Source organism: Arthrobacter sp. TJ-238 (assembly GCF_058269215.1).
In genome coordinates, this window is sequence record NZ_JBZCNH010000004.1 from 55208 (window position 1) to 74407 (window position 19200).

General features: G+C 69.6%; 19 protein-coding genes and 1 tRNA gene. 9 read left to right on the forward strand and 11 right to left on the reverse strand.

All coding sequences use genetic code 11. The annotated features are described in order from the left end of the window. Window positions 1-12: 12 nt before the first annotated feature. From AC4D2O_RS09135 to AC4D2O_RS09165, 7 genes are all read right to left on the reverse strand, one after another. A complete protein-coding gene (locus tag AC4D2O_RS09135; protein ID WP_490906591.1) occupies window positions 13-861 on the reverse strand; it encodes a carbohydrate ABC transporter permease in 849 nt (282 codons plus the stop codon). Further along, window positions 861-1766 (reverse strand): carbohydrate ABC transporter permease, encoded by a 906-nt coding sequence (locus tag AC4D2O_RS09140; protein ID WP_490907487.1) that lies wholly within the window; start codon window positions 1764-1766, stop codon window positions 861-863. The genes AC4D2O_RS09135 and AC4D2O_RS09140 overlap by 1 nt, the downstream gene beginning before the upstream one ends. Window positions 1767-1870: 104 nt before the next feature. Beyond that, complete coding sequence (locus tag AC4D2O_RS09145; RefSeq protein ID WP_490906592.1) at window positions 1871-3190, reverse strand: extracellular solute-binding protein; 1320 nt, start codon at window positions 3188-3190, stop codon at window positions 1871-1873. Window positions 3191-3350: 160 nt separating this feature from the next. Further along, window positions 3351-3779: an aspartate 1-decarboxylase gene (gene panD / locus AC4D2O_RS09150; RefSeq protein ID WP_490906595.1), complete on the reverse strand. Its 429-nt coding sequence runs from the start codon at window positions 3777-3779 to the stop codon at window positions 3351-3353. A gap of 91 nt (window positions 3780-3870) precedes the next feature. Further along, window positions 3871-3941, reverse strand: a tRNA-Gly gene (locus tag AC4D2O_RS09155). Window positions 3942-3966: 25 nt separating this feature from the next. Then, entirely contained in the window at window positions 3967-4338 is a 372-nt protein-coding gene (locus AC4D2O_RS09160) for a protealysin inhibitor emfourin (RefSeq protein WP_490906596.1), read from the reverse strand. Beyond that, window positions 4335-5384: a M4 family metallopeptidase gene (locus tag AC4D2O_RS09165; RefSeq protein WP_490906597.1), complete on the reverse strand. Its 1050-nt coding sequence runs from the start codon at window positions 5382-5384 to the stop codon at window positions 4335-4337. The genes AC4D2O_RS09160 and AC4D2O_RS09165 overlap by 4 nt, the downstream gene beginning before the upstream one ends. Window positions 5385-5464: 80 nt before the next feature. Between AC4D2O_RS09165 and AC4D2O_RS09170 the strand changes: the two genes are divergently transcribed. Beyond that, a complete protein-coding gene (locus AC4D2O_RS09170) occupies window positions 5465-6319 on the forward strand; it encodes a tryptophan 2,3-dioxygenase (RefSeq protein ID WP_490906599.1) in 855 nt (284 codons plus the stop codon). Between the two features lie 127 nt (window positions 6320-6446). Beyond that, window positions 6447-7022, forward strand: coding sequence for a dCTP deaminase (gene dcd, locus AC4D2O_RS09175; RefSeq protein ID WP_104051780.1), 576 nt, complete (start codon window positions 6447-6449; stop codon window positions 7020-7022). Window positions 7023-7026: 4 nt separating this feature from the next. On the opposite strand, the gene AC4D2O_RS09180 is transcribed toward dcd, so the two are convergent. Continuing rightward, window positions 7027-8424 (reverse strand): MFS transporter, encoded by a 1398-nt coding sequence (locus AC4D2O_RS09180; RefSeq protein ID WP_490906601.1) that lies wholly within the window; start codon window positions 8422-8424, stop codon window positions 7027-7029. 144 nt (window positions 8425-8568) lie between these two features. Here AC4D2O_RS09180 and AC4D2O_RS09185 point away from each other — a divergent pair, with 144 nt between their 5' ends. From AC4D2O_RS09185 to AC4D2O_RS09215, 7 genes are all read left to right on the forward strand, one after another. Next, the gene (locus AC4D2O_RS09185) at window positions 8569-11565 is read left to right on the forward strand and encodes a Na+/H+ antiporter subunit A (protein WP_490906602.1); all 2997 of its coding nucleotides are present in this window, start codon (window positions 8569-8571) and stop codon (window positions 11563-11565) included. Continuing rightward, entirely contained in the window at window positions 11562-12053 is a 492-nt protein-coding gene (locus AC4D2O_RS09190; protein ID WP_490906603.1) for a Na(+)/H(+) antiporter subunit C, read from the forward strand. The genes AC4D2O_RS09185 and AC4D2O_RS09190 overlap by 4 nt, the downstream gene beginning before the upstream one ends. After that, window positions 12050-13660 (forward strand): Na+/H+ antiporter subunit D, encoded by a 1611-nt coding sequence (locus AC4D2O_RS09195; RefSeq protein ID WP_490906605.1) that lies wholly within the window; start codon window positions 12050-12052, stop codon window positions 13658-13660. Before AC4D2O_RS09190 ends, AC4D2O_RS09195 begins: the two co-directional genes overlap by 4 nt. Continuing rightward, the gene (locus AC4D2O_RS09200) at window positions 13657-14205 is read left to right on the forward strand and encodes a Na+/H+ antiporter subunit E (RefSeq protein WP_490906606.1); all 549 of its coding nucleotides are present in this window, start codon (window positions 13657-13659) and stop codon (window positions 14203-14205) included. Before AC4D2O_RS09195 ends, AC4D2O_RS09200 begins: the two co-directional genes overlap by 4 nt. Continuing rightward, window positions 14202-14459, forward strand: a complete 258-nt coding sequence (locus AC4D2O_RS09205; RefSeq protein WP_490906607.1) for an MrpF/PhaF family protein — start codon at window positions 14202-14204, stop codon at window positions 14457-14459. Before AC4D2O_RS09200 ends, AC4D2O_RS09205 begins: the two co-directional genes overlap by 4 nt. Before the next feature lie 4 nt (window positions 14460-14463). Next, window positions 14464-14868 (forward strand): monovalent cation/H(+) antiporter subunit G, encoded by a 405-nt coding sequence (gene mnhG / locus AC4D2O_RS09210; RefSeq protein ID WP_490906608.1) that lies wholly within the window; start codon window positions 14464-14466, stop codon window positions 14866-14868. A 152-nt stretch (window positions 14869-15020) separates the two neighbouring features. Beyond that, the gene (locus AC4D2O_RS09215) at window positions 15021-15401 is read left to right on the forward strand and encodes a response regulator transcription factor (protein ID WP_490906609.1); all 381 of its coding nucleotides are present in this window, start codon (window positions 15021-15023) and stop codon (window positions 15399-15401) included. A 24-nt stretch (window positions 15402-15425) separates the two neighbouring features. On the opposite strand, the gene AC4D2O_RS09220 is transcribed toward AC4D2O_RS09215, so the two are convergent. From AC4D2O_RS09220 to AC4D2O_RS09230, 3 genes are all read right to left on the reverse strand, one after another. Then, window positions 15426-16769 (reverse strand): GntP family permease, encoded by a 1344-nt coding sequence (locus AC4D2O_RS09220; RefSeq protein WP_490906611.1) that lies wholly within the window; start codon window positions 16767-16769, stop codon window positions 15426-15428. Between the two features lie 545 nt (window positions 16770-17314). Continuing rightward, a complete protein-coding gene (locus AC4D2O_RS09225) occupies window positions 17315-17656 on the reverse strand; it encodes a UBP-type zinc finger domain-containing protein (protein ID WP_490906613.1) in 342 nt (113 codons plus the stop codon). After that, window positions 17653-19197 (reverse strand): FAD-dependent monooxygenase, encoded by a 1545-nt coding sequence (locus AC4D2O_RS09230; RefSeq protein WP_490906615.1) that lies wholly within the window; start codon window positions 19195-19197, stop codon window positions 17653-17655. The genes AC4D2O_RS09225 and AC4D2O_RS09230 overlap by 4 nt, the downstream gene beginning before the upstream one ends. Between the last annotated feature and the right edge of the window lie 3 nt (window positions 19198-19200).

Genomic DNA, 19200 nt, shown 5'->3' on the forward strand with positions numbered 1-19200 from the left:
CGCGAGGGGCCGTCAGCCCTTGACGGCGCCCGAGGTCAGGCCGGAGACGATCTGGCGTTGGAAGAGGAGGACGAGGAGGACCACCGGGATCGTGACGATGATCGCGGCCGCCGAGATGGCTCCGGTCGGTGACTCGAACTGCGAGGCCCCGGTGAAGAACGCGAGCGCGGCGGGCACGGGCCGCGCCGCTTCGGTGGACGTCAGCGAGATGCCGTACACGAAGTCGTTCCACGCGATGAAGAACGCGATGATCGCCGTCGTGAACACCCCCGGCAGGGCGAGCGGGACGATGGCCTTGCGGAACGCCTGCCACGTCGTGGCGCCGTCGACCTGGGCCGCCTGCTCCAGTTCCCAGGGGATCTGCCGGAAGAACGCGGCGAGGGTCCAGATGGAGATGGGGAGCGTGAGCGAGAGGTACGGGATGATCAGGCCGAGCCACGTGTCGTAGAGGCCGATGGTGCGCCACAGGTTGAACAGCGGCGTCACGATCGAGATGACGGGGAAGATCGAGACGGCCAGTGCCGTGGTCAGGATGAGCTTCTTGCCGGGGAAGTCCAGGCGGGCGATCGCGTAGGCGCACAGCGTCGCCAGCACCACGGCGATGAACGTCGCGATGAGCGAGATGCCGATGGAGTTGCGCAGGGCCGAGAGGAAGAGCCCCTGGGCGTCGCCCACGAGGATCTGCTCGTAGTTGCTCGTCGTTGCGGTGCCCGACGAGGGGAGGAACTTCCCGTTCGTCAGGTCGCTCGGGGACTTGAAGGACGTGGCGAGAATCGACAGGACCGGGAAGAGCGCGTAGACGAGGACGAGGACCGTGGCGACCGCCCAGAGGACCTTGTTCCTGGTGCTGGTGTTCGTCATTACTTTCCTCCCTGCGATCCGGCGAGATCGACCTTGAACAGCTTGATCGCCACGAAGCAGATCAGCAGGACGCAGAGGAACAGGAGCACGGACACGGCAGAGCCGAGCCCGATCTCCAGTCTGCTGATGGACTGCCGGTAGGCGAGCAGCGACAGCACCTCCGTGCCGTAGGCGCCGTTGGTCATGATGAACACGTTGTCGAAGATGCGGAAGGCGTCCAGGGCCCTGAAGAGGACGGCGACCATGATCGCCGCCTTCATGTTGGGGATGATGACCTTGCGCATCTGCTCCCACCAGGTGGCGCCGTCGACCTTCGCCGCCTCGCTGAGCTCGTCCGGTACCTGCGCGAGGCCGGCGAGGAGGAGCAGCGAGATGAACGGCGTGGTCTTCCAGATCTCGGAGGCCATGATGACGAACAGGGCGGTGGGGCCCTGGGCGAACCAGTTGAGGTTCTCGTCGATGCCCGGCAGCCAGGCGAACCAGCTGTTGACGTAGCCCGAGTTGATGTCGAAGGCGTAGAACCAGGCGAACGCGGAGACCACGGTGATGATGCCGTAGGGCACGAGGATCGCGGTGCGCAGCAACCCTCGGACCGACTTCAGTGCCTTGTGCATCACGAGCGCCAGGGCGAACCCGAGGACGAGTTCCACGACGACGGTGACGACGGTGATCAGGACCGTCGTCCACAGCCCGGACCACCAGACCGGATCCGACAGGATCACGATGTAGTTCTCGAGGCCTATGAAGGCCCGCTCATCGGGCGCCGTCAGCCGGAAGCGGAACAGTGACTCGTAGATGGCCTGCAGGATCGGGTACAGCGTGACGAGCAGCATGATGACGAACGCCGGACCGGCGAGGATCCAGCCGAGCCGCCGCTCCGCGCGGGTGCGGTCGCTGTACTGTATCCGCTGCTTCTTCCCGTTGCCGCTGCCCTTGCTGTTGCCTGCGTCCAGCTTCGGACCGGGCTCGGTGGGTGACGCCGTCTTTGTTCTCGCTGGGATGGCGGAGGTCACAGGAGTTGCTCCCCTCTGAGGACCGAGATGATGAAGTTGCTCGACGACTGCGGCGTGCTGTCCGGGTCGACGGCGGAGGGTGGCGCCCAGGTCTGCTGGATGCCGGTGGAGACCTCGTTGTAGAACGGGGTCTGCGGGCGGGGTGCCGCGACCTGGAGGGAATCCCTGATGGTCTCGGCCATCGGGAAGGACTCCTCGATCCGGGGGTCCTCGTAGGCCTCGGTGTTCGCCGGCGGGTTGCCGTTGGTCAGGAAGTACTCGGACTGGTTCTCGACGGAGACGATGCACTGGACCGCCTCGTAGGCGAGTTCGGGGTTGTCGCTGGCCGCCCCGACGCCGAGGTTGATCCCTCCGAGCGGCGGGGCCGCCTCCTGGTCCTCCGACATCCGGGGGTAGATGCCCCAGGCGATGTCGTCGAGGACGGACTGGTCCAGCGTGCCGGCCTCGACCGCGGCGACCGTGGCGGGCCAGACGAAGGGCCAATTGACCATGAAGGAGCCCGAGTCACCCTGGAAGCCGATGAGGGATTCGTTCTCGGCCTGCGTGGGAAGGCCGGGACCGCCCAGGCCGTCCTTGCCGATGGTAGCGATCACATCGGCCGCCGCGATGCCTGCGTCGGTGTCCAGCCCCAGTTCGATGGTGTCGGCCGTGGCCTCGGGGTCAACGATGATCGAACCGCCTGCCGACTCGATGAGGGCGTTGACCCACACCGTCATGGATTCGGCCTGCGCGCCCTGCACCCCGAGGGTCTTCTCCTGGGTCCGCGCGACCTCCATGACCTGCTCCCAGGTGACGGGCCCGGACATGTCGAGGCCGGCCGCTTCCGCCACCGACTCGCGGTACCAGAGGATCTGGGTGTTGGCCCAGAACGGGACCGTGACGAGCTCGTCCTTCCAGGTGGCACCGGCGATGGCGCCCTCGACGACGTTCTCCGTGGTGGCCTCGGCGACGTCCTCGGGGACCGGCGCCAGGAAGCCCGGTTCGGCGAGTTCGGGGATGAACGGCGGGTCGAGGCTCATGATGTCGAGCGACGCGTCGCCCGCTGCCAGGCGGCGTGCGAGCTGTTCGCGCTGCGAGGCGGCGTCGTTCGGGAGGAGCGAGGTCTCGATGCTGTAGCGCCCGCCGGACTCGTCGCTGCACTTCTGCGCGATGGCGGCCTGGCCGCCGGCATCCGGGTTGATGTACCAGGTGAGGGAGTTGTCCGCCTGCGCGGGGCCGCAGCCGCTCATCACCAGGGTTCCCATGACGAGGCCCGCCAGGACGGTGCCTCTCGGACGGTTTTTCACGGCGGTGCGTGTTCGTCGACTACTGGGCATTCGTACCGAGCCTCCACATCCTTGTAGACAACCCGACTGACGGTTCGGTCGAATCGGCAGCCTAAGCAACCTTGCTTTTTCGACCCTATGCCTTGGCGCGGCAAATCGCTAGACAGGCTGCTTACGATCCCGCAACGCGCGGACGCGCCCCGGTGGGACGTCAGGAGACGGCGGAATGATCCAGGGCGAACGGGGGGCGTTCGACGCCGGCGGTCACGGCCTCCGCGGGATCGGAGCCGAGCTCCACGATCCGGTTGTCGGCGTCGACGTGCACCACGGTGGGGACGAATGCGCGGGCTTCCTCGGTGGTCATCTGCGCGTAGGTGATGAGGATGACGAGGTCGCCGCGGTGCACGAGGTGTGCGGCCGCCCCGTTGATGCCGATGACGCCGGATCCACGCTCTCCGGCGATGGTGTAGGTCTCGAGCCGGGCCCCGTTGGTGATGTCGACGATCGAGACGAGCTCCCCGGGCAGGATGTCAGCGGCGTCGAGCAGGTCGAGGTCCACGGTGACCGACCCGACGTAGTGCAGGTCGGCATGGGTGACCGTGGCGCGGTGGATCTTCGACGCGAACATTGTGCGATTCATCGCCTCAAGGATACTGCCGCTACCGGGCCCGGAGGCGGGCGGGGTGAGGTGTCCTTGGGCACACCGGGTGGGCCTCGCCGGAGGGAACAGGAGCGGGCGACGGGAATCGAACCCGCGTATCGAGCTTGGGAAGCTAGCGCTCTACCATTGAGCTACGCCCGCACGGTGCTTGAACCGCTCCATCACCTTACAACAGTTCTTCCGGCTTCCCGGGATCGGGCGCCGCCCCGGCCCTCGCCCGGTCGATCAGCTCCCGCCACTGATCGCCGAGGTGGCTCTCCGGGAGATTAACCTCCGTGTAGCCGATCGCGATCCGGTAGCTGAAGCGGTCCCGCTGCCGGCTACCTCCCCGCGGAGCGGCGGCTTCGGCGGAACTCCCGGCCTGGGTTCCGGCTTGGATTCCGGCTTGGATTCCGGCCGGACTCTCGCCCGGAGATTCCGTCTGCTCGGCCTCCGCCAGCGGGAGCCAGCGCTGCTCGGCCTCCGTCCGGCTGACCTCGAGGCTCCAGGTCCGGGTGAGTCCGCCGAAGCCGCCCGACCGGGTGATCTCGATCCTCACGGCAGCACGCCGACCTGCGTCCAGGCCTCGGCGACCGCGCCGGCCTCCGGGCTGCCGGGCCCGAACCGCTTCTCCGCGGACTCCTGGGTGGCGCGCGCGAATGTGGGGAAGTCGCAGTCCGGGGGGATGCTGCCGCTGAGGACGGCGTCGTACCAGATTCGGCCCGCACTCTCCCAGGCCCGGCCGCCGATCGACGTGGCCGCGAGGTAGAAGGCGTGGTTGGGGATGCCGGAGTTGATGTGGACGCCGCCGTTGTCCGAGGTCGTCACGACGTAGTCGGCCATGGTGGCCGGCTGCGGGTCCCTGCCGAGGACGTCGTCGTCGTAGGCCGTGCCCGGAGCGGCCAGGGAACGCAGCGCCGTGCCCTCCACCGCCGCCGTGAAGATGCCCGCACCCACGAGCCAGGACGCTGTGGCGGCGTCCTGGCCGAGTTCGCGCTGCTCCACGAGGACGCCGAAGACGTCCGACAGCGACTCATTGAGGGCGCCCGACTGGCCCTGGTACTCGAGGTTGGTCGAGTACTGCGTGAAGCCGTGCGTGAGCTCGTGGCTGATCACGGTGAGGGAGGCCGTGAAGCGCCCGAAGACCTCGCCGTCGCCGTCGCCGAAGACCATGCGCTCGCCGTCCCAGAACGCGTTGTCGTAGTTGGCCCCGTAGTGCGCAGTCGCCTCGAGGGGCCTGCCGGCGCCGTCCACCGACGACCTCCCGTACTCCTCGCTGAAGAGCCGGTAGGTGGCGCCGAGCCCGTCGTAGGCCTCGTCCACGGCGGCATCGCCGGTGGGTGGCGCCCCCTCCCGGCGCACGAGGGTTCCGGGGAGCTCCTCGCGGCCGCCGGCGTCGGAGATCCGGCGGGCGAGCGTCCCCATGACGGCGGACCCCTGCCGCACCGGGGCCTGGAGCGCCTCCGCACGGTGCTGCAGTAAGGGCTCGAGTTCCAGCAGTGCATGGCGGGCCGCCTCGGACGCGACGGACAACCGCGCGTCCTGCAGGGCCGCGAGGCGGGTGAGCAGATGGGGCGGGATGATGCTGCAGCGGATCGGCTGCATGGAGACCTCCTCGGATTGGTCCCACCGTAGACGGGCGGGCCGACATCCGGCCGGAATGGGCGCCGCGTAGGCTTTGCCGCATGAGCGTGGAGCGGAACACCCGCAACCTGGAGCAGGGCATCAAGCGGGACTTCTCCGACACGATGAGCTACGGCTCGTACCTCGACCTGGACCGCCTGCTGGACGCCCAGCATCCGGTGAGCTCCCCGGAGCACCACGACGAGATGCTGTTCATCATCCAGCACCAGACCTCGGAGCTGTGGCTGAAGCTCGTGCTGCACGAGCTGCGCGCCGTCCGCCTCCACCTGCGCGCCGACGACCTGCGGGCGGCGATGAAGGGCATCGCCCGGATCAAGCACATCCAGCGCTCGCTGACGGAGCAGTGGTCCGTGCTGGCGACGCTCACCCCGTCCGAATACGCCGAGTTCCGTGGGGACCTCGGCTCCTCGAGCGGTTTCCAGTCCTACCAGTACAGGGCCGTGGAGTTCCTGCTCGGCAACAAGAACGCCGCGATGATCCCGGTGTTCGGCTCCGACCCGGCGGCCCAGGCCCTGCTGACCGAACTCCTGGCGCAGAGCAGCGTGTACGACGAGTTCATCGCGCTGCTGGCGCGGCGGGGCTACGCGATCCCGGCGGACCTGCTCGGCCGCGACAAGAGCGTGGCCCACGAGTTCGCGCCCGCGCTCGTCGCCGTCTACAAGCAGGTGTACGAGGACGCCGCCGGGCACTGGGACATCTACGAGGCGTGCGAGGAGCTCGTGGACCTCGAGGACAACTTCCAGCTCTGGCGGTTCCGTCACCTCAAGGCCGTCGCGCGGACCATCGGGTTCAAGACGGGCACGGGCGGCTCGTCCGGCGTCGGGTTCCTCCAGCGCGCGCTCGAGCTCACGTTCTTCCCCGAGCTGTTCGCCGTGCGCACCGAGATCGGGAACTGACCGGCCCGCCGACCCGGGTGCCGGCGAGGATGCTGACACGGGTGCTGACACGGGTGCTGACACGGGTGCTGACACGGGTGCTGACGAGGACGCGGGCAGCGTGCTGCCGGGCTGGTAGCTTTGAACGGTGCTGATCTCAGACCGCGACATCCGGGCAGAACTCGACGCCGGGCGGATCGTCCTCGACCCGCATGATCCCGCGATGGTGCAGCCCTCGAGCGTCGACGTGCGTATCGACCGCTACTTCCGGTTGTTCGACAACCACAAGTACGCGCACATCGACCCCGCCGAGGACCAGCCGGAACTCACGCGGCTGGTGGAGGTCGCCCCCGACGAGCCGTTCATCCTGCACCCCGGCGAGTTCGTGCTGGGCTCCACCTACGAGACCGTCACGCTGCCGGACGACATCGCCGCGCGCCTCGAGGGGAAGTCCTCGCTGGGCCGTCTAGGGCTCCTCACGCACTCCACGGCCGGGTTCATCGACCCCGGGTTCTCGGGCCACGTGACCCTCGAGCTGTCCAACATGGCCACCCTGCCGATCAAGCTGTGGCCGGGCTCGAAGATCGGGCAGCTGTGCTTCTTCAAGCTCACCTCCCCGGCCGAGCACCCCTACGGTTCCGGCGAGTACGGCAACCGGTACCAGGGCCAGCGGGGCCCGACGGCGTCGCGCAGCCACCTGAACTTCCACCGCACCCGGATCTAGGGCATCAGGCCTCCGGCACGACGGCGCGCGTCACGCGCCCCGGAGGCCTGACCGGGAGCAGCACGAGGAGCCCGGCGAGCAGGACCACGAGGATGCCGATCACACCGTAGAGCTGCGAACCGAAGATCCCGATGCACAGCGCGAACAGGGTCGGGGCGAGGAAGCTCACCGCGCGGCCCGTCGTCGCGTACAGGCCGAACAGCTCGCCCTCGTCGCCCACCGGGGCGAGGCGCGCGAGGTAGGCGCGTGAGGACGCCTGGGCGGGGCCGACGAAGAGGGTCAGCAGCAGGCCGAAGACCCAGAACGTGGTGTCCGAGGTCCATTCCATGCCGATGAAGGAATGCGTCTCGGTGCCCAGCAGGAGGATCGCCGTCCCGGCGACCAGGAGCCCGACGAGGGAGCCGATGATGACGCGCTTGGGTCCCACGCGGTCGTCGAGGAAGCCGCCGATGACGGCGCCCGCGGCGGCGATGACGTTGGCGGCGATGGCGAAGACGATCACCATGCTCGCGGAGAAGCCGAAGGCGCCCGCCGCGAGGATCCCGCCGAAGGTGAAGACGGCGGCGAGCCCGTCGCGGAAGATGGCACTGGCGAGCAGGAAGTAGATGGTGTGCGGGCTCTCCCGGTAGATGGTCCTCACACGGCGCACCAGCAGTCCGTAGGACGCGAGGAAGCCCAGCTGCGCGGCCCGGGCGCGGCGCGGGACCTCCGGCACCGTGAACATCACCGGGATCGCGAACGCCGCGAACCACAGCGCCGAGAAGACGGCGACCAGGCGGATGTTCAGGCCGTTCTCGCTCGAGGCACCGGGCCAGTCGACCACCGGCTGGATGAACACCACGAGGACCACCACCAGGGCCGCGATGCCGCCCACGTAGCCCATGGCCCAGCCGAATCCGCTCACGCGCCCGATGGTGGACGGCGTGGAGATCTGGGTCAGCATCGCGTTGTAGTTGACCCCGGCGAACTCGAAGAAGATGTTCGCTGCGGCGATCAGTGCGACACCGAGGATCAGCATCTGAGGGCTCGGGAACACGAAGAAGCACAGCGCAGTGAGGACGGCGACCACGAGGCTGTTGACACCGAGCCAGAGTTTCCGCCGGCCGCCGCTGTCGGAGCGTTGGCCGGTGACGGGCGCGAGGAGCGCGATCAGCAGGCCGGCCACGGCGAGGCCCCAGCCGAGCACCTGCGAGGCCCGTTCCTCCCCGCCGAACGGCTCCGACGTGAGGTAGACCGTGAAGACGAACGTGGTCATGACGGCGTTGAACGCGGCCGAGCCCCAGTCCCAGGACGCCCAGGCGAGGACGGGTCTGCTGAAGATGCGGCCGGAACCCACGACCGGCAGGGGTGCAGGGGCCTCCGCGGGCGGAGGGACCTGCTGATGCGTACTCATAGGGCACATGCTAACGCCGCATGACGCGCGTCACGCCCGGCCGCTCCGGCCGCGTCGGGGCGGGCGCCGATCGCAATCGGTGAAAAGCGGAAGCCATTCCTTCGATAGACTGGGGGGAGCCCGACCGTCCCCCAGCGGAAGATCGAGACTCCCATGCTCACCGTGCTGATCGCGATGTTCGCGCTGGCACTCGGAGCGCCCGTTCTCTTCGCCCGGTTCGGCAGGTCCGCGTTCTTCGTCCTCGCCGCGGCGCCGGCGGCGGCCTTCGTATGGCTCCTCGTCGAGTTGCCCGGCGTCCTCGCGGCCGACCAGGCCGCTCCGACCGGTGCGCCCGGTGCCCCGCCGTCGCTCGTGATCCCCTGGATCCCCAGCTTGCAGCTCGAGCTCGCCTTCCGGCTCGACGCGCTGGCTGCGGTGCTCTGCCTCCTGATCCTCGGTGTCGGTGCCCTCGTGCTCTTCTACTGCGCGCGGTACTTCAAGAACGACGACCCCGACGTCGGCGCCTTCGGGGCGCAGCTCCTCGCCTTCGCGGCCGCGATGTTCGGTCTCGTGATCGCGGACGACCTGATCCTGATGTTCATCTTCTGGGAACTGACGACGATCCTCTCGTACCTGCTCATCGGCTACTCGCGGCACCGGCTGTCCGCCCGCCGGTCCGCCCTGCAGGCCCTCATCATCACGACCTTCGGTGGGCTCGCGATGCTCGTGGGACTGGTGCTGCTGGGGCAGGAGGCGGGGACCTACCGCATCTCGGCGATCCTTGCGGAGGCCGAGGGCCTCGTGGCGCGCGGGACGCTCGTGGACGTCGCGATCGCCCTGGTGCTCGTCGGAGCCGTCACGAAGTCGGCGCTGGTGCCGTTCCACTTCTGGCTGCCCGCGGCCATGGCGGCGCCGACCCCGGTCAGCGCGTACCTCCACGCAGCGGCGATGGTGAAGGCAGGCGTCTTCCTCGTGGCCCGCTTCGCCCCCGGCTTCAGCGAGACGGCGTTCTGGTACCCCCTGATCTTCGTGCTCGGCATGACGACGATGCTGCTCGGCGGGTGGCGGGCGCTGCGGCAGTTCGACCTCAAGCTCGTGCTCGCGTACGGGACGGTGAGCCAGCTCGGTTTCCTCATCATGGTGGTGGGGCTCGGCGGGCAGGACGGCGCGGTCGCCGGCCTGGGCCTGCTCCTCGCCCACGGTTTCTTCAAGGCGACGCTCTTCCTGGTGGTCGGCATCATCGACCACCAGTCCGGCACCCGCGACCTCCGCGTCCTGTCCGGTGTGGGAGCCACCGCGCCCGTGCTCTTCGCCGTCGCCCTCGTGGCCGCGGGCTCCATGGCCGGGGTCCCGCCGCTGCTCGGGTTCGTGGCCAAGGAATCCGTGTTCGAGGCGCTCGTGCACCGGGCGGAGGGCGGGATCGCCGGGACTCTTCTGCTCGGCGGCATGGTGCTCGGATCGATCCTCACCGTCGCCTACAGCGCCCGGTTCGTGTGGGGCGCCTTCGCGCTCAAGCACGGCAGGGCGCGGACCACCTTCAAGCGCGTCCGCGTGTCCTTCGTGCTGGCGCCCGCCCTGCTCGCCGTCACCTCGGTGGTGTTCGGTCTCTGGCCGGCACCGCTCGATCGCGTCGTCCAGCCGTACGCCACCCTCTTCGCGTCGGACGGCCCCGCCCCGCACCTGGCCCTCTGGCACGGCTTCGGGCTCCCGCTGCTGCTCTCGGGGCTCACGCTGGCGGCCGGCGCGGCGCTCTACCTCTTCCGCAGGCCCCTCGAGCGGTTCCAGGCGCGCCTGCCGTCGATACGCGAGGCGGAAGTGGTCTACCGGTCGGTGATCGGTGTGCTCGACGACGTCGCGGTCTGGATCACGGGACGGACGCAGCGCGGATCCCTGGCCTTCTACCTCTTCGTCATCCTCACCACCGCCGTCGTCACGCCGCTGACCGCCCTCATCATCTTCGACGCCCCGCTGCCCACCGCCTTCCGGATCGCGCAGTCCCCGGCGCAGGTCGTGGTGGCGGCCGCCATCATCGTGGGGATCGTCGCGGCGCTGCGCTCGAACAAGCGCTTCATGGCGGTGCTCATGGTCGGGATCACCGGGTACGGCATGGCGGCGGTGTTCGCCCTGCACGGGGCACCCGACCTCGCGCTCACGCAGATGCTCGTCGAGACGATCGTGCTCGTGGCCTTCGTGCTCGCCCTGCGGTCGCTGCCCGCAAGGCTGTGGAACCGCGCCGAGAGCCGGCACCGCCTGCTGCGCGCAGGGCTGGGCATAGCATTCGGCGGCATCATGGCCGTCATCGCCATGTCCGCGATGGCCTCCCGGAACGCCGCCCCGATCTCGCTCGCCTACCCGCAACTGGCCTACGAAGAGGGTGGCGGCGCGAACGCCGTCAACGTGCTGCTCGTCGACATCCGTGCGTGGGACACCTTCGGTGAGATCACCGTGCTGGTCCTCGCCGCGACCGGGGTCGCCAGCCTCATCTTCATCCGGGGCCGCAGCGACCACCGGCGCCGGGCCGACGGCGTCGAGGACGGGTCGGTGGACAGGGGACAGGAGCTCCTCGGCGCCCGCGGCCGATCGGGCGCAGCACTCGCGCTCGCGGCCCGCTTCGCGAATGTCCCGCGCGATCCCTGGCTCGTCGCCGGGCGGACCCTCGCCCCCGAGCGCCGGTCGATCGTCTTCGAGGTCGTCACGCGGCTGCTCTTCCACACCATCATCATGCTGTCCCTCTACCTGCTCGTCGCCGGGCACAACTTGCCCGGTGGCGGGTTCGCCGGAGGGCTCACCGCCGGCATCGCCCTGGCCGTCCGCTACCTCGCGGGAGGCCGGTTCGAACTCGCCGAGGCGAGCCCCGTGAGCGCCGGCACCCTGCTCGGCGCCGGGCTCGCGATCGTGTCCCTGACCGCTGCGGCGCCGCTCCTCGTCGGCGGTGCGATCCTCGAGAGCTACATCCTGGAGTTCTGGCTGCCCGTGGTCGGGGACGTGAAGTTCGTGACGTCGACCGTCTTCGACATCGGCGTGTACATCATCGTCGTCGGGCTGGTCCTCGACGTCCTCCGGAGTCTCGGCTCCGAGATCGACGAGCGCAGCGAGGCGGACGATCCCGTCGAGGAGGACGCGGGGGCGGACGCCCTCGTCCCGCCGGCCACGGAGGGGATCCGGCCATGACCGTCGACATCACCCTGATCGTGCTGATGGCCGTCTTCTTCGCCGCCGGCATCTACCTCCTGCTCGAGCGCAGCCTCACCCGGGTGCTGCTCGGGCTGATCCTCCTCGGCAACGGCGCGAACATCCTCCTGCTCGCCATGAGCGGGGGAGGGGGCAAGTCCCCGCTCTACGTCTCCGGGACCCCCGCCGAGGACTACACCGACAGCCTGCCGCAGGCACTGATCCTCACGGCGATCGTCATCACGTTCGCCGTCACGGCGTTCATGCTGGGCATCATCTACCGGTCCTGGGTGCTCGGTCGCCGGGACGACGTCCAGGACGACCCCGAGGACCGCCGCGTCGCGGACCAGCCCAGCTACGACTACGAGGACGACGCCGACATCGCCGCCGACACCACCGAATTCTCCGACGACGGATCCACTCCCGGCCCGGCCGGGACGCCTGTGCCCAGCGGGACCCGCCCGGACGGGCCGGGGGATGCCCGATGATCGCCGCCGACCTCGCCCCGCTCGCCGTCGTCCTGCCGTTCCTCGGCGCCGCCGTGACGTTCCTGCTCATCCGCCACTCGCGGGCGCAGCGTGCCGTCAGCATCACGACGCTCAGCGTCACCCTGCTCATCGAGGTCGTCATGCTCCTCGCGGCGCCGTCCGCCGGGACGCACGCGGTACGGCTCGGCGGCTGGGAACCGCCGTTCGGGATCGTGCTCGTGGTGGACCAGTTCTCGGCCCTCATGCTCGTGGTCTCGTCCGCCGTGAGCCTCGCGGTGCTCATCTACGCCGCGGGCCAGGGCATGGCCGACGGCGACGAGGACGGCCCGGTGTCGATCTTCCACCCCACGTACCTGATCCTCGTGGCGGGCGTGTCCAACGCCTTCCTCACCGGCGACCTGTTCAACCTCTACGTAGGCTTCGAGATCCTCCTCACCGCCAGCTACGTGCTCATGACCCTGGGGGGCACGGCGCCGCGCATCCGCGCGGGCGTGACGTACGTCGTCGTGAGCGTGGTGTCCTCGATGCTGTTCCTCATCGCGATCGCCATGATCTACGGCGCCACCGGGACGGTCACCATGGCCGACCTCGCCGTGAAACTGGAGTCCGTGGACCCGGCGACGCAATTGGTGCTGCATCTCATGCTGCTCGTGGCCTTCGGCATCAAGGCCGCCGTCTTCCCGCTCTCCTTCTGGCTCCCGGACTCCTACCCCACGGCCCCGGCACCCGTCACCGCGGTGTTCGCCGGTCTGCTCACCAAGGTGGGCGTGTATGCGATGGTGCGGGTGGAGACGCTGCTGTTCCCCGGCGACCGCATCAACTCGCTCCTCATGGTGGTCGCGCTGCTGACGATGGTCGTGGGGATCCTCGGCGCCCTCGCCCAGTCCGACATCAAGCGGCTGCTGTCCTTCACCCTCGTCAGCCATATCGGGTACATGGTGTTCGGGCTGGCCATCTCCTCGCGGATCGGGCTCGGAGCTGCGGTCTACTACGTGGCGCACCACATCACCGTGCAGACGAGCCTGTTCCTCGTGACAGGGCTGATCGAGCGCCGGGGTGGCACGGCGAACGTGGACCGGCTGGGCGGCCTCGCGAAGCTGTCGCCGCTCCTCGGCCTCCTGTTCTTCCTGCCGGCCATGAACCTCGCGGGCATCCCGCCCTTTTCCGGGTTCCTCGGCAAGCTCGGGCTCATCCAGGCCGGCGTGGAGCTCGGGACGCCGCTCGCCTACGTGCTGGTGGCCGGAGGCGTGCTCACGAGCCTGCTCACGCTCCTGGTCATGGCACGCGTCTGGAACCGCGCGTTCTGGCGCAGCCCGGCCGACGCCGAGGACCCCGACCCCATCCTGCTCGCCAGCAAGGCGGACGGCTCCCGTGTGGGGACGTCGCGCCACGTGACCGGCGACGACACCGGGAAGTTCGCCGGCAAGGATCCCGTCACCCTGTTGCCCGGCACCATGACGGGCCCCACCATCGGCCTCGTGGCACTCGGCCTCGCCCTCACGGTCCTCGCCGGCCCGCTCTTCGCCCTCAGTGACGACGCGGCGCAGGAGATGCTCGACCGCACCCCCTACATCGAGGCCGTACTCGGGCCGGGAGCCGACGGATGACCCGCCGGCACATCCCCCTCATCACCGAGCTCCCGCTCGTCATCTGGCTCGTGCTCGTGTGGGGCGCCCTCTGGCAGGACTTCAGCCCGGGCACCCTTCTGTTCGGAGCCGTCATCGCCTACGTCGTCGTCAACTTCTTCTACCTGCCGCCCGTGGAACTGACGGGCCGCTTCAACGTGCTCTGGCTGGTGCCGTTCATCGGACGGTTCCTCCTCCAGTTGGTGACCGCGAGCGTCGAGGTCTTCTGGCTCGCGGTGACCCGGGGGCCGAGGCTCCGGAACGCCGTCGTGGCCGTGGCCCTGCGCAGCCACTCCGACTTCCTCGTCACCGCCACCGGCCACGCCATCTCCCTCATCCCGGGATCACTGGTGCTCGAGGTGGACCGCTCCACCTCCACGCTGTACCTCCACTGCCTCAATGTGCGGAGCGCCGAAGACGCCGAGGCCATCCGCCGCAACGTCCGGGCCACGGAGGCCTGGCTCATCCGCGTCATGGGCAGCGCGCGGGATCTCGCGGCGCTCCGCGCCGAGGGGGCACGCCCATGAGCGTCGTCGCGTATGTCGTCGGAGGAATACTTACTGTGGCAGCTGCCCTGGCGCTGTACCGTGCGGTGCGCGGACCATCGATCCTCGACCGCGTGCTGGCACTCGACGTCGTCCTGGCCATCATCGGGGCGGCACTCGTGCTCAACATGGTGGTCAACCGGCACCTCGACAACCTGGTCCTCCTCGTGACGATCTCGCTCGTCGGGTTCATCGGTTCGGTCACCGTGGCCCGCTTCGTCACGGACAGGAAGTAGCGCCATGGTCAACGACGTCGTCGTCTCGGCGCTCCTGATCGGCGGGGCCCTCATGTCCCTCGCCGCGGGGATCGGCCTCGTCAGCTTCCCCGACCTGCTCTCCCGGATGCACGCCGCCACCAAGCCGCAGGTCCTCGGGCTCCTGCTGTTCCTGCTCGCGCTCGCCGTGGAGAACGAGAGCTGGATCCTGGTGCCCGTCCTCGTGCTGTGCTGGGTGTTCCAGCTGCTCACCAGTCCCGTCTCGGCGCACATGGTGGGCCGCGCGGGCTACCGCACGCGCCACGTGCGTCGCGACCTGCTCACCCTCGACGAGCTCGACGACGTCGTCGCCCGGGCGGTGGAGTCCCGGCCGCCGCATCTCGACCGGACCGGCGGCACGGGCCGGGAGGGCGACAGCCGGAGAGGATGACGAGGGCCCCGGGCTCCCACGGCCTCGGCAACCTGGGCCGGTGCCGTCGCCGGCCTGTCAAGCCGCCCCCGGGCGCGCCGTAGCCACGGTGCCTCCCGGGGCCGGACGGTAGGGTGGCAGGTCGAGGCACGGTACTGGAGTGGGGTTCGGCGATGGAGATGCTGCAGCGCAGCGCGGTGGTCATCGAGGACGACGCCGACATCCGCCGACTGCTCGTGATCGTGCTGTCGGGGCGGAAGTTCACGGTGCACGAGGCCGGCACGGGCGCCGAGGGACAGCGTCTCGTCGAGACGGCCCGCCCGCAGCTCATCACGCTGGATCTCAACCTGCCGGACATGGACGGCCTGGACCTGTGCCCGCGGCTCCGGGCATGCTCGGACGCGCACATCCTCACCATCTCCGCGCGGCCTCCCCAGCTCACGGAGGAGCAGTGCCTCGCCGCCGGCGCGGACCACTTCATGGCGAAGCCCTTCAGCCCGCGCGCCCTGCGCGCCCACCTCGACGGCGTCCTGCCTCTCCAGGGCGCCGCGTAGCAGGTAGGCCTCGATGATCAAGCCCTACGCGAAGAGCGCCACCGCCATGACCAGCGGCAGCGAGACCACGGAGGCGATCGAGGTGACCATCGTCAGCGTCTTGAACGTCCCCTGGGTGGACAGTCCGAGCAGCGACTTGAACATCCAGAAGAAGTTGCTGTTGACCTGGAGCGCGAACATGGCGCCCGAGGCGATGGCGAGGCCGATGACGATCGGCGGGACGTCGATCGACCCGACCACCGGACCGATGATCCCGGCGGCCGTGATGGCCGCCACCGACACCGACCCGATGGCCAGGTGCAGTACCGCGGCGATGACCCAGGCGAGCAGGATGCTGAGGATGACCGGCGCGTTCGCGTCGGCCGTGAAGAGGTCGGCCAGGATCGTGTCGAGGCCGGTCTCCCCGATGACGGCGCCGAGGGAGCCGCCGATGCCGGTGATGAGCAGGATCTCGCCGGTGGTATGAAATCCCTCGCTCATGGCCGTGTCCGTGCCCTTCGAGCCCAGCGTGCGCCGGCACAGCACATAGGCACCGAGCAGGCCGACGAAGAGCGCGAGATTGGCGTCCCCGAGGAACGCGATGAAGTCGTTGGAGAATCCGAACAGGTCCGCGAAGGCGCCGAAGGCGATCATGACCAGCGGCACGAGGATGGGCAGCAGGCACACGAGCAACGGAGGGGTGGACCTGTCCGCCTCGACCAGCTCGGTGGTCTCCAGTTCGACCATCGCCTCATCGACCTCTTCATCCTTCGCCGCCTTCCAGTAGCGGCCGCGCAGGAGGATTCGGAAGATCAGCGTCGTCAGGATGGCGGTCAGCGGCCCGAGCACCAGACCATAGATCAGCCAGACGCCCAGGGGGATGTCCAGGAGGCCCGCGATGGACACCGCTGCCAGTCCCGGGATCACGAAGACGTAGCCGGCGAAGATCCCGGTTCCGAGCGCCCCGGCCATGTGCGGCAGACCCGTGCGGCCGATGAAGGGCCCGCTCGAGCGTGCCACGGGAGAGGCGAGCACTACCTGCACGTCGACGTAGATCGACGGGAAGATCGTCGACATGGCGGCCGTCAGCGCGTACGGGAGCCGTCGTGCACCGACGCCGTTCACGAGTTTTGTCACCATCTTCTGGAAGGCGCCGATCGCATGGAGCATCGCTCCGATGAGCACCCCGAACCCGATGAGCAGGCCCACCTCGCCCATGATCTCGCCGAACCCGGTGGCGATCGCCGTGATGGTCGCCGTGAAGCCCACGCCGGTCGCGAGGCCGAGGTAGAGCGAGCCGATCATCAGCGAGATCACCGGGTCCACCTTGACCCTGATGATGAGCAGGATGATGACGACGATGGCTATCACCGTGTGCAGAACGACCATGACCTGCTCCTGCCCGTCCGGGCAATGGGGTGACTGTCCGGCACCATCGCCTCGTCGACTCCCACTGCGGCAGCGGTCGTGGCGACCGCCCGGCCGCCGACGACGGGCCCGGCAGCGGAAGCCGTGCGAACGCTGCAGGTCCTCGCGAAGGTGCCCGCCGGCCTCCACGAGAACTCGCTGAGACACCTTCCGTCCGGGTCGACTCGATCCGTGTGGGCCCAGCTAATACCGGCGGTCCGGCAGTGTCAAGGCACCGGCAGTGGTCATCCCGTGACCGGACCCGCAGGCTCGTTCCGACACCCAGGGCAGGGCTGCGGAAGGCGCGGACAGCACGACGTCGGCGCGGACGGCAGGGAGCCCTCGGCGTCGGCGCGGACGGCAGGGAGCCCTCGGCGTCGGCGCGGACGGCAGGGAGCCCTCGGCGTCGGAGCGGACGGCAGGGAGCCCTCGGCGTCGGCGCGGACGGCAGGGAGCCCTCGGCGTCGGCGCGGACGGCAGGGAGCCCTCGGCGTCGGCGCGGACGGCAGGGAGCCCTCGGCGTCGGATCAGTGGATGAGGCGACGCCAGCCGGCCGGCACGCGCCCCGCCGGGCCGGGTACGGGCTGGTCCTCCGGGCGGCTGGTGGGCTCCGCCAGGGCGGGACCGTCGACGAACTGCTGCGTGCCGTAGTCCCAGAACCAGTCCTCACCCGGCTCGAAGGACGCGGCCACCGGATGCCCTGCCGCCGCGGCGTGTGCGGAGGCATGCCGGGCCGGTGAACTGTCGCAGCACCCTACCTGGCCGCACGCGGCGCAGCGGCGCAGGTGCACCCACCAGCCGCCCGAATCGTCGCAGTCCCTGCAGCCGGTGCCGGAGGGCGGAACGCTGGTGTCGATGGCTTCGGTCATGGTCGTCCTTCCTGGGGGGAGAGTTCCGGCGCCGCCCGGAACGCGGTCATGGCGTCCGCGGGAGAGGCTGAACCTGCCACGAACCCGTCGGGCCGCACGAGGTACAGCAGGCCGGGCCGGAGCGGCGTCGAGCCGGTCGTCGCGAAGGTGTGGAGGGGGAGTCCGAGCTCACCGGCCACGAGCGCGGCCTCCCGCGCGGTACCGGCATCCGCGGCGTACAGGTGCAGTTGCGGAACGGCCGCCCGGAGTACCTCGAAGTTGTCGCCGGTCCACGGCAGGCGGCGTCCGACGACGGCGTCCCGGCGTCGCCCATCGCCCGCGCCGTCCATCCGGTAGTGGATGCGGAGCTGGCCGAGGTACCCCGCCAGGCGGCGGCCGACCGGCAGGCGCGGCAGCACGGCCATGGCGACGGGCAGCACCACCCGCGGCACGTAACGGCGGATCAGGATCGCCGCCCTGGAGCCGGACGTGAGCCCTCGGAACACCGTGTCCGTGGTCTTCAGGAGGCGCACGGCCACGGGCCGTCGCTCGGCTTCGTAGCGATCGAGGAGCGACTCGGGGGCGCGCCCGGCGAGGACGTCGTCGAGCTTGAATGCGAGGTTGTGGGCGTCCTGGAGGCCGGTGTTCATGCCCTGCGCACCGACCGGCGAATGGACATGGGCGGCGTCTCCGGCGAGGAACACGGAACCCGTGCGGAAGTGCGCGGCGATGCGGTGGTGCACGCGGTAGGTGGAGAACCAGCGGTAGTCCTCGTACGTGACGCCGAAGACCTCGGCCAGGCGCCGACGTGCGGCGTCCTCGGTGATCGCGGGGGTCTCGTCTCCCGCCACGCCGATCAGGCGCTGCCCGTTCCTGCCGTCCTCGGCGGGACGCATGGGGAACGCGAGCAGGAACTCCGTGGCGCCCTGGCGGATGTTGACGGACGCGGGCGTGAGTCCGCTGACACCCACCGCGTCCACGAGGTAGAAGCTCTGCCGGCTCGTGGTCCCCTCGAAGGCCGTCCCGCTCAAGGTGCGGACGGTGGAGGACGCACCGTCGCAACCGACCGCGAAGCGTGCGCTGAGCGTCGTCCGCCCGTCCGGGCCGCCGACGACGGCGAGGACGCCGTCGTCCGTCCGGGTGAGCGCGCTCAGCCGGTGCCGCCATCGGACGGACCCTCGCAGTACCTGCAGGTGGTCGCCCAGGATCCGCTCGTTGGCGCTCTGCTCCAGCATGTAGATGCCAGGGTAGGGGGTGAGCCCCCGCCCGAGCCCCGACAGCGGGATGGGCGTGAAGGCGCGGCGCCCGTACCCCTGGCGGACGGATTCGGCGTGCACGGCCTCGGCCAGCACGCGGTCGACGACGCCGAGCTGGTCGTATATCTCCATGGACCGCGAGTGCACGCCGAGCGCCCGGGACTCCACCGTCGGTCCGTCCTTGGCGTCGATCAGGACGACGCGCCGCCCCAGCTTCACCAGCCAGTTCGCCAGCATCAGGCCCGTGGGGCCCGCTCCCACGACGAGGACCTCGACGTCCTCCGGTGCCGCGCTCTCGTCCGTCATGCC